The sequence below is a fragment of the Streptomyces curacoi genome (assembly GCF_001513975.1).
In the GTDB taxonomy this organism is placed as follows: Bacteria; Actinomycetota; Actinomycetes; order Streptomycetales; family Streptomycetaceae; genus Streptomyces; species Streptomyces curacoi.
This window is the reverse complement of the sequence record NZ_KQ947991.1, coordinates 1-13,792: the sequence shown is the minus strand read 5'-3', so window position 1 is coordinate 13,792 and position 13,792 is coordinate 1. Positions and strand designations below refer to the sequence as shown.

Genomic DNA, 13,792 nt, shown 5'->3' with positions numbered 1-13,792 from the left:
GGAGGGTCCCGCGCCCCGCCCGGCGTCCGTGACGAGCGTGCCGTCGCAGCCGACTCGCCCGTGGGGGAAAGGGCCTTGGTGCAAGGCGGAACCGCGCGGCGCAGTGCGTGGATACGCCGAGAATGTACGGCGATGTCGGCCGACACCGGGAAGTGTTCACCGGCGTTCAGGGGGCGTCAAGGTCGCCGACGCAACGGTTGAGGGCGCGCCGACGGGTCACGGACCGTCGGCGACCGGGCTCGCGGCACGCCCGTTCGCGGGTGGGACGGACACCGAGGCCCTGCTGAGGCCGGCAGGGAGGCCAGTTCCTGCTGAACCCGGCAGGGGTCGAAGGCCATGTCTGTGCTCAGGCCGTACGGACGCCTCCCGGCCTCCGCCGACCTCGTAGAAGAAGCGTCTCACCCCCTGCCCGGCTCCGCCACCGCCGCCCACTCGGCCTGGTCCGACGCCGCTTCCACCCCGCGCAGGATCTCGTGTCCGGGCAGTCCGGCGCGGCCCAGCACCCAGCTCGCCCCGCTCAGTGACTTCGCGGCCTTCTTCAGCGGCGCGAGACAGGCGGCGGCCTGCCGATGGTCCGTCACGCTCCCGGGCCGGCACAGGACCGTGGCCAGCGACAGGGTGACGGGACGTCCGCCCGCCGACCACGACGTGTCCAGCACGGAGGCGGCCAGCGGATGCAGCCCCTCCGGATCCGCGAGTACGAGGAAGTCGTCCCCGCCGATGTGGCCCACCCGGGTACTGTCGGACGCCGCCCGCTGCAGCGCCCGCCCGACCGACCGGATCAGCTCGTCTCCCGCGGCGAACCCGGCGCCGTCATTGACCTGCTTGAAGTGGTCCACGTCCAGCCAGCTCAGCGCGAACGTACGCCCGTCGGCGATCCGCCGGTCCACCTCACCCGTGATTGCGTCCGAACCCGGCAGCCGGGTCAGCGGATTGAGCCCGGCGGCCTCTTCGACGCGGGTCTCGGCAAGAGCCCGCACCAGGTCCGCGAGCCGTACCACGCCCACGCACCGGCCGTACCGGTCGACCACGGCCACATCGTCCGACGTGCGGTCCCGGCCGCCGACCGCTACCACGTCCAGCACCTCCCACGCGGTGGCATCGACGCCCACCGTGCGCGGCGGATCGCTGAGCTTGGCCGCGGGCCGGTCGGCATACAGGGCATGGCCGTACCGTCCCGACATCGACAGCAGGAAACGCGAGCGGTGCACGGACCGGACGGGCACGCCGTTCGCGTCCACCAGCAGCACCCCGGACACGTCCGGCGACCCGGTCAGCAGCGCCCGCACCTGTCCCGCCGACGCGCCGGCGGGGAGCAACGCGGCCGGCCGCACGAACTCCCGCACCGACGGCCCCGAGGGCGGCGGCACGACCGCTCCTGGGGAGCGAGGCGGAACGTATACCTCTGCCGCGGGCAACCGAGCGGGCGGAGCGAACAGCTCACCCTGGGCCAGCTGCGCACCGGCCGACCGTACGGACGCGCACTGCAGCTCCGTCTCCACCCCCTCCACGCACAGGAGCGCGTCCAACTGCTCGCACAGGGTCCGCATCGCCCGTACCGCCGCCGGCCGCGCCAGCAGGCACGCGTCGAGTTTCACCAGGTCCGGCGTCATGTCGGTGAGCAACCGCAGCGGCACGTCCCCGTCGCCGACACCATCGGCGCTGATCCGGAAACCCTGCTCGCGCAGCGCGCCGATCGCCTCCAGCAGTGCCTGCTGAGGCACATGCGTGTACGGCGGGCCGACGTCGACCGTCACCTCCCACGGCAGCCGCCCCGCCGCGCGCACGGCGTCGTGCAGCGGTGTGAGGCCGCCGAGGTCGGCGAGGGTCCCGGCGAACACGTTGACGTACAGGGGCAGCAACGTCTCCTTGCGAGCCGCCGCACGGAACGCCAACACGGCGAGTGTGCCGTCGATTTCGGGATCGCGGCGTGCCTCGGCCAGGACGTCGCCGGTCTCCGGGCGGGCGAGTATCTCCAGCCCCGCGACTCCGCCGGTCGTCAGATTGACCACCGGTTGGAAGGCGAAGCGGAGAGTATCCGTCCAGGAGCGCACGGGAGCATGATGGCGCTACTGCGCACACCGCCCGAGCCCAGTTCATGAGACGTTCACGCAGGATTCCGGCTCGCTCACACAGCGTAGGACTGACGCATCCTCCTGCTCGGTACGCCGATGACGCCACGCTCACGCGACCGACCACTCGGGCTCGTCGCACCACCCTGCTTCACCGGACGGCGATCACCGCCGACCCGTGCCCGAACAGCCCCTGGTTCGCCGCGATGCCGACACGCGCCCCGGTGACCTGCCGGTCACCCGCGTCACCCCTCAGCTGCCGGGTGAGCTCGCAGACCTGGGCGATCGCCTGAGCCGGGACCGCTTCCCCGAAGGAGGCCAGCCCACCGCTGACGTTCACCGGTATTCGTCCACCCAACGTCGTCGCGCCGTCCCTCAGCAGCTTCGTGGCCTGTCCCTCGCCGCACAGCCCCAGATCCTCGTACCACTGCAACTCCAGCGCGGTGGACAGGTCGTAGACCTCGGCGAAGGAGAGGTCCTCGGGGCCGACCCCCGCTTCCTCGTAGGCCGCGCCCGCGATCGACGCCCGGAACGTCTCGGCCGTCGGCTGCACGGCCACCGCGGAGTCCGTCGCTATGTCGGGCAGATCCAGGACCGTGTTGGGATAGCGCGGCGTGACAGTGGACACCGCCCGGATCCGCACCGGATCCCTCACCCCGTGTCGACGCGCGAACTCCATGCCGGCCAGCACCAGCGCCGCCCCTCCGTCCGAGGTCGCGCAGATGTCGAGCAGACGCAGCGGATCGGCGACCACGGCAGACGCGGCGACCTCCTCGGCGGTGACCCGCTTGCGGTAACGCGCGTAGGGATTCAGGGCGCCCAGGGCGGCGTTCTTCACCTTGACCTGCGCGAAGTCCTCCGGCGTGTCTCCGTGCACGGCCATCCGCCGACGCGCGTACAGCCCGAAGTACGCCGGATTGGTCGCACCGAGGACGCGGAAACGCAGCCAGTCCGGATCGTCGGGCCGGTCACCGCCCGCCGGCCGGAAGAACCCTTTGGGTGCCGCATCGGCGCCCACCACCAGCACCACGTCCGCGAGCCCCGACAGTATCTGGGCCCGAGCGGTGTCGACGGCCTGCGCCCCGGACGCGCACGCCGCGTACACGCTCGTGACCCGGGCACCCTGCCAGCCGAGCGCCTTCGCGAACGTCGCCCCGGCCACATAGCCCGGGTAGCCGCCCCGCACGGTGTCCGCACCGACGATCGACCCGATGTCCCGCCACTCCAGTCCGGCGTCGGCGAGCGCCGCGCGTGCCGCCGCCACCCCGTACTCGACAAAGGCGCGCCCCCACTTGCCCCAGGGATGCATCCCCGCGCCGAGCACCGCCACGTCTCCCGTCATGCCGTCACCCCCGTCGGCCGCCACTGCCAGGTCGTCCAGATCGTCTCCGCGTCCTCATGGAGCACGCCGGGAACGACCTCCACCTCCATGCCCACCGTCAGATCGGCGACGGTGACACCGGGAACCGCCTGCCCCAGCACCACTAGGCGTTCGGACTCCAGCTCCACAGCGATCAACGCGTACGGCTCCCAGGGAAGTTCCGGGTTGGTCACATAGGGTGACGGGGGTCGGTACCGGCTGTCCGTGTAGGACCACACGCGCCCGCGCCGTGAGAGCGGGACCTCGTCCAGCTCACCACCCGGGCAGCCCGGGTTGCGGCAGTGGGCGTCCTCGCGCGGAAAGAAGACCGACGCGCAGGTCGAGCAACGGGTGCCCAGGAGCCGGAACTCGTCCCCGTCACCGTCGAACCACCCGACGACCACCGGTGTGCGCTTGCGTGGCATAGCCCCTCCTGGCAGTGGACCTGACGGGACGTCAGAAGTGTGCCATGGGCAACCGGAAAGCGGCAGGGCGGCAGACGAACCGGACCGGCCCGTCCGGCGTCGAGGTAGGGGAGGGGCGGCCGGGGCTCACGGGGGTGGCACCGGCCGCCCCCGCTCGACTTTCCGGGCGCACTGCATCCGATCGCTTCCCCGGCGGAACACACTCCTGATAGATGCAGAACACATGACACGACTCTCGACCGCGGTGCGGGGACTGGTCGCCACGTTCGCCACCTTGCTGGCGGTGACCGCCGCCCCCACCACCGCCCAGGCGAAGACCGAACCAAAAGCGCCGAAGGACTTCGTGGCGCTGAGAAGCGTCGACCGCACCATCGTCCAGGAGATGAGGTACTTCACCCCGCACAACTTCGTGGGCGAGCGCATCGACGGCTACCGACAGCCTCTCTGCATCCTCACCCGACCCGCCGCCGAAGCGCTCCACAAGGCCCAGCAACGGCTGCTGCCCCAGGGCTACACCCTCAAGGTGTACGACTGCTACCGCCCGCAGCGCGCCGTCGACCACTTCGTGCGCTGGGCGGAGGACCTCGACGACGAGGCCATGAAGGAGGAGTTCTACCCGAACGTCGACAAGACCCGTCTGTTCTCGGACGGTTACATCGCGGAGAAATCCGGCCACAGCCGCGGCTCCACCGTCGACCTGACGCTCGTCCGGCTGCCGGCCAAGCCCACCAGGCCGTACGTACCCGGAGAGCCCTTGGTCCCCTGCTACGCACCCCAGGACGAGCGATTCCCCGACAACTCCGTCGACATGGGCACCGGCTTCGACTGCTTCGACACCCTCTCCCACACCCTCGACCCGCGCATCCAGGGCGAACAACGCGCCAACCGGCTGCTGCTCAAGAGCACCCTCGAAGCCCTCGGATTCGTGAACCTCGCCGAAGAATGGTGGCACTACACGTACAAGCCCGAGCCCTACCCGGACACCTACTTCGACTTCCCGGTGTCCTCGAAGTCCCTCACCCCGCACTGGTGACCGGCCCCCGGAAGACGCCCTTCCAGTGATCGGATACAGTCCGCCGCGTGTCCGAAACTCAGTTCTCCGCCCCCAACTCCGCAGCGGACTCCCACTGTTCGAGCTGCGGCGCGCCCTACGGAGAGGGCGTCTCCGGCTGGCCCCGCACCTGCCCGGCGTGCGGCACCGTGGCGTACCGCAATCCGCTGCCCGTAGCGATCGCACTCCAGCCCGTGTACGACACGAAGGGCACCGCCCTGGTCGTCATCACCCGAACCGTCGCCCCCGCGCGCGGGGGCATCGCCCTGCCGGGCGGCTACATCGACGACCGCGAGGACTGGCGCCACGCCGTCGTGCGCGAACTCAAGGAAGAGACCGGCATCGACGCGGCCGGCCGCGACGTACGGCTCGTCGACGCGATGAGCTCTCCCGACGGCCACCTGCTGCTCTTCGGACTTCTTCCGGAACGGCCCGCCGACCGCCTGCCGACCGCGGCCGCCACGGACGAGACCGAGGGCTGGCACCTCCTGCGCAGGCCGGAAGAGCTCGCCTTCCCGCTGCACACCCTGGCCGTGCGGGCGTTCTTCGAGGGCCGCTACGTCTGAACTCAGCGCTCGCCGATCCCTCGCACACGCACCGGGCGGGGCAACGCCATCACACCGTCCTCACCCTCCCGCTCGACGACCAGCCTTCGGCCCTCCCAGCGGGTGACGTAGCGCTCGACCTCCGGCTCGTCCCAGCCGTCACCCGCATCCGGCACGACCAGCCCGCCCCCGGTACGCCCCCGGGCGGGCGCCCACACCTCCAGCTCCAGCCCGCCGTCGTCCCCTCGTACCGGGACGACGGCACCCGAGCGCGCGAACACCGGGATCCGCGACAGCGGTGCGTCGACGACAACCTGCGTCGGCCCCTCGTACGCCCGCTCCGTCACCGTGTCGTACCAGCGCCCGCGTGGCAGCTGCACCACACGCCGGTCAGCGCCTGGCTCCAGCACCGGCGCCACCAGCAGGCAGTCGCCCAGCAGAAACGCATCCTCGCAGTCGCGCAGTGCACGGTCCTCGGGCGTCGACCACCACACCGGACGTACATACGGCGCTCCTGTGCGCCGGGCCAGATGCGCCAGCGTCACGAAGTACGGCAGCAGCCTCCGACGCTCGACGAGCGCCACGCGCGCGTGCTCCAGCACTTCGGGACCGAACTCCCACGGTTCCCTGCGCCCGGCCCGCAGACTCGCGTGCGTACGGAACAGCGGCAGATATGCGGCCAACTGGAACCACCGCAGATACAGCTCCGGCGACGGACTCCCGTCGAAGCCACCCACGTCCGGCCCCGAGTAGGGCACCCCGCACAGCCCGAGGCCCAAGACCAGCGACAGCGACGCCCGCAGCCCGGGCCAGCCCGTGGCCACATCACCGGACCACGTCCCTCCATACCGCTGCATGCCGGCCCACCCGGAGCGCGAGAAGACGAAAGGCCGCTCCTCGGGCGCCAGTTCGCGCAGCCCCTCGTAACCCGCTCTGGCCATGCACAGGCCGTAGACGTTGTGCGCCTCCCGATGGTCCCCGCCCCGGCCCTCCAGGGAGTGCCGGGCCGAACGCGGCAGCGTCGACTCCCCGAAGGCGGCGAACGACGTCGGCTCGTTCATGTCGTGCCAGAAGCCGGAGAAGCCCTGCGCCAGCCGCTCGGCGTACAGTCCACCCCACCACCGCCGCACGCGTGCGTGCGTGAAGTCCGGAAAGACCGACTCCCCGGGCCACACCACCCCGCGCACGAGCCGCCCCGAAGCGTCCCTGACGAACGCGTCCTCCGCCGTCCCGCTGTCGTACACGGCATTGCCCGGCTCGGCCTTGACCGCCGCGTCCACGATCGACACCAGGCGGATCCCGTCCCGCCGCAGGTCCTCGGCGAGCTGCGGCAGTTTGGGAAAGCCCTCGCTGTCGACCGTGAACACCTGATGCTCGTCGTAGTGATCGATGTCCAGATGGACCGCGTCCAGCGGCAGGCCCCGCTCCAGGTAACCCGAAACGATCCGCCGCACCTCCTGCTCGCTGCCGAACCCCCACCGCGCGTGATGGTGGCCCAGCGCCCACGCCGGCGGCAGCGCCGCCGCTCCCGTGAGGGAGGCCCAGACGAGCAGCACGCGCGCGGGAGTGCCCACCATCACCCAGCAGCGCAGCGGACCGCCGTCCATCCGCAGTTCGCTGACCCCCGCCCGATCATGTCCGGAACCGGCGCCCTCCTCGCCCTCCCGCAGCGTCACCGCGCCGTCCCACGACGTGTCGTGGAACGCCAGGTGGGTGCCCGCGTCGGCCACCACCAGCTGCACCGGCATGGTGATGTACAGCGGGTCGTCCGCGGGACCGAACGCATAGCCGGGGTCGGTGTTCCACAGCCGGTACGTTCCGCCTCTCAGCCGAGGCCCCGACGCCCGCCCTCCCAGCCCGAAGAACCGCGCGTCCGCGGCCACCTCCGACCGCTGCAGCCACCGTGCCGGCCCACCGCCGACAGGCTCCCACCAGCGTGGCGGCAGGTCACGGCGCAGTGTCACGCCACCGGGCGTCTGGACCTCCACGGCGCCGTGTCTGGAGATCACGACCGTCACCCGCTCGGCCACGACCCGCCAGCCGCCGTCCTTGTCCGGCTCCAGCACCGCCCGCGGATCCGGCTCCGGACAGGCGCCCGCGAGCGCGTAGGAAGGCTCCGGAGCGGCTCCGTCCCAGCCCCAGAAGACGGCGCCGTTCACGGCGACGGTGACGCGCAGCTCGGACCGGCTGAACCGGATGACCCCGCCCCCAGGACCGGGCTGCACCTCCTGCACGGTGCCGGGCACCCGGGCGCGCTCGGCACCCCGGGGCGGCAGCCCCGCCGCGTCGGCACGCCTCCTGCGCCACGCCGCTCGTACGGTACGCAACCCCTGTGCCGCCCCCACCGAACCGACCGCCTTCATCGAACGCACCAGGTCACGACCGTCCATGCTGCTCAGCCTGCCATTGACCGCCCCACGCCCGCGTGCTGTTCAACTGCCGTTCACCCGTGCCGGGACCACATCTTCACGACACGGACTGTGTGGGGCGCACCCTGGTGCAGAAGTCGATCACATGGCATCGTCCGTGTCATCCGCGTCACGCGCACACCCCAGCCGTGCGCGGAAGACGCACACGACGCGCACAGTCCGGGAGCCGCCCCATGTCGACCGAGAACCCCCACCCGCTCTGGCAGCCAGATCCGCAGCGCATCGCCCAGGCTCAGGTCACGAAATTCCAGGCCTGGGCCGCCGAAAACCACGGTGCCCCCTCCGAGGGCGGCTACGCGGCCCTGCACCGCTGGTCGGTCGACGAACTGGACACCTTCTGGAAAGCCGTCACGGAGTGGTTCGACGTACGCTTCGCCACGCCCTACGCGCGCGTGCTGGGCGACCGCTCGATGCCCGGCGCCCAGTGGTTCCCCGGCGCGACCCTGAACTACGCCGAGCACGCCCTGCGCGCCGCCGCGACACGCTCCGACGAACCCGCGCTCCTGTACGTCGACGAATCCCACGAGCCCCGCCCCGTGACCTGGTCCGAGCTGCGCCGCCAGGTCGGCTCCCTCGCCGCCGAGCTGCGCGCCCTCGGCGTACGCCCCGGAGACCGAGTCAGCGGCTACCTCCCGAACATCCCGCAGGCCGTCGTCGCCCTGCTCGCTACAGCTGCCGTCGGCGGCGTCTGGACCTCCTGCGCCCCCGACTTCGGCGCGCGCAGCGTCCTCGACCGCTTCCAGCAGGTCGAACCGGTCGTGCTGTTCACCGTCGACGGCTATCGCTACGGCGGCAAGGAGCACGACCGCCGTGACATCGTCGCCGAACTGCGCCGGGAGCTGCCCACCCTGCGCGCCGTGGTCCACATCCCGCTCCTCGGCACACCGGCCCCCGAAGGCGCACTGGAGTGGCAGGCACTCACAGCCGCCGACGAGGAACCCGTATTCGAGCAGGTGCCCTTCGACCACCCCCTCTGGGTGCTCTACTCCTCCGGCACGACCGGCCTCCCCAAGGCCATCGTCCAGTCCCAGGGCGGCATCCTCGTCGAGCACCTCAAACAACTCGGCCTGCATTGCGACCTGGGCCCCGAGGACCGCTTCTTCTGGTACACCTCGACGGGCTGGATGATGTGGAACTTCCTCGTCTCCGGCCTCCTCACCGGCACCACGATCGTTCTCTACGACGGCAGCCCGGGCTATCCCGACACGGGCGCCCAGTGGCGAGTCGCCGAACGCACGCAAGCCACCCTCTACGGCACCTCGGCCGCCTACGTCATGGCCTGCCGCAAGGCCGACGTGCATCCGGCCCGCGACTTCGACCTCACCAAGGTGCGATGCGTCGCCACCACCGGATCACCCCTGCCGCCCGACGGGTTCCGCTGGCTGCACGACGAGGTCCGCGACGACCTCTGGATCGCCTCCGTCAGCGGCGGCACGGACGTGTGCTCCTGCTTCGCGGGAGCCGTGCCCACCCTGCCGGTGTACGTCGGTGAGCTCCAGGCCCCCAGCCTCGGCACCGACCTGCAGTCCTGGGACCCCAGCGGCAAGCCCCTCATCGACGAAGTGGGCGAGCTCGTGGTCACGAACCCCATGCCGTCCATGCCCATCCACTTCTGGAACGACCCCGACGGCAGCCGGTACCACGACAGCTACTTCGACACCTACCCGGGCGTATGGCGCCACGGCGACTGGATCACGGTCACCTCACGCGGCTCCGTGGTCATCCACGGACGCTCCGACTCGACTCTCAACCGCCAGGGCGTGCGGATGGGGTCGGCCGACATCTACGAGGCCGTGGAGCGCCTCCCCGAGATCAAGGAATCCCTCGTCATCGGCATCGAGCAGCCCGACGGCGGCTACTGGATGCCCTTGTTCGTGCACCTGGTCCCCGGAGCCGTGCTCGACGAGGCCCTCCTGGGCCGCATCAAGCAGACCATCCGCGAACAGCTCTCACCGCGTCACGTCCCGGACGAGATCATCGAGGTGCCCGGCGTCCCCCACACCCTCACCGGAAAGCGCATCGAGGTCCCGGTCAAACGCCTCCTCCAGGGCACACCGCTCGAGAAGGCGGTCAACCCCGGCTCCATCGACAACCTCGACCTCCTGCACTTCTACGAGGACCTGGCCCGCAAGCGCGCCTGACCGACGTCCGGCCTCGGACGCACCGAAGCACGGCGAAGTCCGAGGCCGGCCCTCCGCAACACCATCGCCCAGCCCCGTTGTCAGTGCCGCCGGTTACTGTGAGTGAGCATTGATCGACTGCGCACAGGGGGAACCGTGGCACACACCGACCACCAGACGATGCGACGCGTCCTGCGCCGCGAAATCGCCGGCACGATCGGCCTGCTGACCGACGAGCACGATTTCCGCGCCATGCGGCGCTACCGCAGCTTCACCTTCGACGACCACAAGATCTATCTGCAACAGGTGGAAGCCCTCCTCAGGACGCGGGCCTCCCAAGGCAGCCATACGACGATCGCCCTGTTCGATCCGCAGGAATACGCCGAATTCTGCACGGAAACAGGCCTCGACCCCGACATCCCCTCCAGCCGCACACGCTTCACGGCCGAACTGGCGACCACGGGACCCACCCTCCCCTACGAGGGCCAGCCCCTGGCAGACTTGGTGCCCGCCCTCGTCGACGAAGCCGTCCGACAGGCCACCTGGGAGTACGCGTCCACACTGCTGGCGCGACTCGGCGCCTGCGCCGCCTGCGGCGAGGACCTCGGCCGCGCCGCCTTCACTCGCGCCACGAACCTCGTCCTGCGCATCCTGGAAACGGCCCAGCCGGGCAGCCGACACCTCGTCTGCAGCGTCACCGGGACCCCGGAAGCACTTGTCGCCGTCCTGCACGCCGACGAGGACGCCGAGGGCGCAACACATCTCGACGAGGCCGAAGCCCTGGAGTTCACCACGGTTCTCGCCCTCGGCCTCGCCACCCGAAGCCCCGGCGGACTCGTCATGCGGACCAGCGCTCCCGGCACATCCGACCGCATCTACGGATGGCGCCTGCGCGGAGACGGTCTGGAACCCCTCACCGCAGGCGAGGTCTTCGACGCCTACTGCACCGACATCGAATCCGGAGATCTCATCTCCCCGGAATCGGGCGTCGACTACTGCGTGCCGCCGGATCTCGGCACCGAGGTGGCGCCACCAGGACACCACCACTGAACGCAGGAGGGGCGCCCCACCCGCAGGTGGAGCGCCCCACAGCAACGGGCGCGCAGCCGTACTGCTCCGGCTACTCGCCGGACAGCACCGCCTGAGCCGCGCTGCGCGCCTCCTCGGCGCTGTCCGCCGCCCGCGCTGCCGCAGCCGCACGCTCACACTGCGCCAGCGTGTACTTCGCCAGCGTCGCCCGAACGTAAGGGATCGACGCCGACCCCATGGACAGGGAGGTGACACCCAGACCGGTCAGCACACACGCCAGCAGCGGGTCGGACGCGGCCTCACCACAGACGCCGCAGCTCTTGCCCTCGGCCTTCGCCGCCTCCGCGGACAGCGCGACCAGGTCGAGCAGCGCGGGCTGCCATGGATCCTGCAGACGGGACACCGCACCCACCTGACGGTCCGCGGCGAAGGTGTACTGCGCGAGATCGTTCGTCCCCAGCGACAGGAACTCGACCTCCTGCAGAATCGAACGTGCCCGCAGCGCGGCCGACGGGATCTCCACCATCGCGCCGAACTTCGCCTGCAGCCCGGCTGCCCGGCAGGCGCCCGCGAACGCCTTCGCATCGGTACGGTCCGCCACCATCGGGGCCATGACCTCAAGGTAGACGGGCAGCCCCTCTGCCGCCTTGGCGAGAGCCGTCAGCTGGGTGCGCAGCACCTCGGGGTGGTCCAGCAGCGTCCGCAGACCACGCACACCCAGCGCCGGGTTCGGCTCATCAGCCGGCGTCAGGAAGTCCAGCGGCTTGTCCGCTCCGGCATCGAGGACACGTACGACGACCCGCCCCTCGGGGAAGGCCTCAAGAACCTGCCGGTAGGCCTCGACCTGCTTCTCTTCCGACGGTGCCTTCTTGCTGTCGTCGAGGAACAGGAACTCGGTGCGGAACAGACCGACACCCTCGGCGCCCGCCTCGACAGCGGCCGCCACGTCGGACGGTCCGCCGACGTTGGCCAGCAGCGGCACCTTGTGGCCGTCAGCGGTGGCACCCGGCCCGGTCGACGCCGCGAGGGCGGCCTTGCGCGCGGCGGCAGCGGCCTCGAGCTCGGCCTTCTTCGCCTCGCTCGGGTTCACGAAGATGTCACCGGTGCTGCCGTCGACGGCGATGACCGTACCCTCGGCGAGCTCACCGGCACCCGGCAGCGCGACCACGGCCGGCACCCCGAGCGCCCTGGCCAGAATCGCGCTGTGACTGGTCGGCCCACCCTCCTCGGTGACAAAGCCGAGCACGAGGGTGGGGTCCAGCAGCGCCGTGTCGGCCGGGGCCAAGTCCCGAGCGACAAGGACATAGGGCTCGTCGCTGTCCGGGACACCCGGCATCGGGACTCCGAGCAGACGGGCGACGATACGATTCCGCACGTCATCGAGGTCGGCCACACGACCGGCGAGATACTCACCGGCACCGGCCAGCAGCTCGCGGTACGCGGCAAAGGCGTCGTACACGGCGCGCTCGGCCGTGCTGCCGACGGCGATACGCCGGTCCACGTCCGCCATCAGCTCGGGATCCTGGGCCATCATGGCCTGCGCCTCGAGCACCGCCTGGGCCTCGCCGCCCGCCAGATTGCCGCGCGCCATCAGATCGGCTGCCACAGCCTCCACGGCCTTACGGGCGCGCCCCTGTTCACGCTCCGCTTCCTCGGCCGGAATCTGCTTGGCAGGCGGCTCGAGGACCGCCGTTCCCATGTGCCGAACCTCGCCGATCGCCACCCCGTGGCTCACGCCGACGCCTCGCAGCGTTGTCTCCATCTCACCCGTCTCCGATAGTGCGGCGGGTCCCGCCGCCGCGGTGGTTGTCGTCCCTACTTGCCGTCACACGACGGCGCTGATGTCACTTCCAGACGAAGAGACTGTCGCCGGCCTTCACATCGCCGTCGTCACGCAGATCGGAGAGGGCCTCGGCGGTGGCTTCGAGCGCCACGATTGGGCAGACCGGGGACTTACCGGCCGCCTCGACGGCTGACGGGTCCCAGCGGACGATCCCCTGGCCGCGCTGCACGGTGTCGCCCTTGTTCACGAGCAGCTCGAAGCCCTCGCCGTTGAGCTGCACGGTGTCGATACCGAGGTGGGTGAGCACACCGTGACCCTGCTCGTCCACGACGACAAAGGCGTGCGGGTGCAGAGAGACGATCACTCCGTCCACGGGCGACACGGCCTCGGAGGGCTCACGCACGGGGTCGATCGCCGTGCCCGGGCCGACCATGGCCCCGGAGAAGACCGGATCGGGCACGGATGCCAGTCCGACGGCGCGTCCTACTAGCGGGGACGTCACGGTGGTCATGGGAAGCCTCCCAGGGGTGGAGATCGATAGGGGCCGTCGCTGCCTGTGCAGGACGGCACACTGTTCAGCAGGGTATGTCACATGAAGTGCAGGCTCCGCGCGGGCGCTGCGGAGTGGTCTAGACCATATCTCACATGGATTTGCACCGGCTCCGCGACTGCGTGTACAGTTGTACTCCTGCTCGGGGATGAGTGACGCGACCACGTGTCCGGCCTGAGCGGCATCCAACTATCAGATCCTCTTTCGGGGTCGCCTTCTGCGTGCTCGCAGGACGGTGGTCAGGGAGTCGGAAAAACACTGATAGAGTTGGAAACACCGAAGGGAAGCGCCCGGAGGAAAGCCCGCGAGGGTGAGTACAAAGGAAGCGACCGTTCCTTGAGAACTCAACAGCGTGCCAAAAATCAACGCCAGATATGTTGATACCCCGTCTCCAGCATCTGCTGGGACGAGGTTCCTTTGAAAAAAAA

General features: G+C 70.4%; 10 protein-coding genes. 4 read left to right on the top strand and 6 right to left on the bottom strand.

Annotated elements, in window-relative coordinates; all coding sequences use genetic code 11:
• Nucleotides 1-398 precede the first annotated feature (398 nt).
• The 3 genes from AQI70_RS25960 to AQI70_RS25950 all read right to left on the bottom strand — a co-directional run bounded on the left by AQI70_RS25960 (nt 399) and on the right by AQI70_RS25950 (nt 3,836).
• Nucleotides 399-2,054, bottom strand: coding sequence for a GGDEF domain-containing protein (locus tag AQI70_RS25960; protein WP_062154193.1), 1,656 nt, complete (start codon nt 2,052-2,054; stop codon nt 399-401).
• A gap of 169 nt (nt 2,055-2,223) precedes the next feature.
• Entirely contained in the window at nt 2,224-3,414 is a 1,191-nt protein-coding gene (locus AQI70_RS25955) for a lipid-transfer protein (protein WP_062154928.1), read from the bottom strand.
• Nucleotides 3,411-3,836, bottom strand: coding sequence for a Zn-ribbon domain-containing OB-fold protein (locus AQI70_RS25950; RefSeq protein ID WP_062154930.1), 426 nt, complete (start codon nt 3,834-3,836; stop codon nt 3,411-3,413). The genes AQI70_RS25955 and AQI70_RS25950 overlap by 4 nt, the downstream gene beginning before the upstream one ends.
• 244 nt (nt 3,837-4,080) lie before the next feature.
• Between AQI70_RS25950 and AQI70_RS25945 the strand changes: the two genes are divergently transcribed.
• Complete coding sequence (locus tag AQI70_RS25945) at nt 4,081-4,890, top strand: M15 family metallopeptidase (protein WP_062154191.1); 810 nt, start codon at nt 4,081-4,083, stop codon at nt 4,888-4,890.
• 47 nt (nt 4,891-4,937) lie between these two features.
• Complete coding sequence (locus tag AQI70_RS25940) at nt 4,938-5,474, top strand: NUDIX domain-containing protein (protein WP_004002789.1); 537 nt, start codon at nt 4,938-4,940, stop codon at nt 5,472-5,474.
• 2 nt (nt 5,475-5,476) lie between these two features.
• On the opposite strand, the gene AQI70_RS25935 is transcribed toward AQI70_RS25940, so the two are convergent.
• Nucleotides 5,477-7,843 (bottom strand): glycoside hydrolase family 31 protein, encoded by a 2,367-nt coding sequence (locus AQI70_RS25935; protein WP_062154189.1) that lies wholly within the window; start codon nt 7,841-7,843, stop codon nt 5,477-5,479.
• A gap of 212 nt (nt 7,844-8,055) precedes the next feature.
• Here AQI70_RS25935 and AQI70_RS25930 point away from each other — a divergent pair, with 212 nt between their 5' ends.
• The gene (locus tag AQI70_RS25930; protein ID WP_062154187.1) at nt 8,056-10,023 is read left to right on the top strand and encodes an acetoacetate--CoA ligase; all 1,968 of its coding nucleotides are present in this window, start codon (nt 8,056-8,058) and stop codon (nt 10,021-10,023) included.
• A 135-nt stretch (nt 10,024-10,158) separates the two neighbouring features.
• Nucleotides 10,159-11,052, top strand: a complete 894-nt coding sequence (locus AQI70_RS25925; RefSeq protein WP_062154185.1) for a hypothetical protein — start codon at nt 10,159-10,161, stop codon at nt 11,050-11,052.
• A gap of 70 nt (nt 11,053-11,122) precedes the next feature.
• On the opposite strand, the gene ptsP is transcribed toward AQI70_RS25925, so the two are convergent.
• Nucleotides 11,123-12,793 carry a phosphoenolpyruvate--protein phosphotransferase gene (gene ptsP, locus AQI70_RS25920; RefSeq protein ID WP_062154183.1) on the bottom strand — a complete coding sequence of 557 codons (1,671 nt, stop codon included), beginning with the start codon at nt 12,791-12,793 and terminating at the stop codon, nt 11,123-11,125.
• Between the two features lie 82 nt (nt 12,794-12,875).
• Nucleotides 12,876-13,325 (bottom strand): PTS sugar transporter subunit IIA, encoded by a 450-nt coding sequence (locus AQI70_RS25915; RefSeq protein WP_062154181.1) that lies wholly within the window; start codon nt 13,323-13,325, stop codon nt 12,876-12,878.
• Nucleotides 13,326-13,792 lie beyond the last annotated feature (467 nt).

Coding starts and splice junctions, on each gene's coding strand:
- AQI70_RS25955 (WP_062154928.1), bottom strand. CDS start 3,414: ATGACGGGAGACGTGGCGGTGCTCGGCGCGGGGATGCATCCCTGGGGC.
- AQI70_RS25945 (WP_062154191.1), top strand. CDS start 4,081: ATGACACGACTCTCGACCGCGGTGCGGGGACTGGTCGCCACGTTCGCC.
- AQI70_RS25935 (WP_062154189.1), bottom strand. CDS start 7,843: ATGGACGGTCGTGACCTGGTGCGTTCGATGAAGGCGGTCGGTTCGGTG.
- AQI70_RS25930 (WP_062154187.1), top strand. CDS start 8,056: ATGTCGACCGAGAACCCCCACCCGCTCTGGCAGCCAGATCCGCAGCGC.
- ptsP (WP_062154183.1), bottom strand. CDS start 12,793: ATGGAGACAACGCTGCGAGGCGTCGGCGTGAGCCACGGGGTGGCGATC.
- AQI70_RS25915 (WP_062154181.1), bottom strand. CDS start 13,325: ATGACCACCGTGACGTCCCCGCTAGTAGGACGCGCCGTCGGACTGGCA.